Below are 658 nucleotides of genomic sequence, written 5' to 3'. Positions count from 1 at the left end.
CCGCAGGGCCGCGACCGTGCTGCCCAGACCGGCGCCCGACGTGCCGACGGCGGCGTCGAGCAGGACCGCGGCCGCGTACCCGGCGGGCGCGACGGGCTCGGCACCCGGTGTCGCGACCACGACGGCGGGCGCGTCGGGCACCCGGTCGAGCACGCCACCCGAGGCGCGCGCGCCCGACACCCGCACGGTCACCCCGGGAAACGCGCGGCCGAGCTCCTCGGCGGTCCGCTCCGACCCGACGCGGACCGAGCGCAACGCGGTCGACCCGCACTCGTCGCAGCGCCACGACGTCGCGAGCCGACCGCACCAGCGGCACGTCGGCACGCCGTCCTGACCGGTGAGCCCCAGCGGGCCGTGGCACGTGCCGCAGCGGGCGTCCGCGCGGCACCGCCCGCACGCGACGACGGGCACGTAGCCCGCCCGGGGCACCTGGACCAGCACCGGACCGGCCGCGAGCCGGTCACGGATCGTCCGCCACGCCGGGGACGGCAGGCGCGCGGCCGCTGCGGGGCCTTCCCGGGCGAGCTCGACGGACGTGAGCGCCTGGACCCGCGGGGTGCGCGCGCGGACGGTCGCGCGGTCCGCCGCGACCTCACGCGCCCAGCCGGACGCCACGAGCGCCTGCGCCTCGACCGTGCGCGCGTGCCCGCCGACGAGC

General features: G+C 80.7%; 1 pseudogene. It reads right to left on the bottom strand.

The features are described 5' to 3' along the window. Window positions 1-658, bottom strand: a pseudogene (locus tag CTKZ_RS21150) (primosomal protein N'); the annotation flags it as partial.

Origin of the sequence: Cellulomonas algicola, assembly GCF_003851725.1 — a bacterium.
GTDB lineage: Bacteria > Actinomycetota > Actinomycetes > Actinomycetales > Cellulomonadaceae > Cellulomonas > Cellulomonas algicola.
The sequence above is the reverse complement of the archived record's forward strand: the minus strand, read 5'-3'. Positions and strand labels throughout refer to the sequence as shown.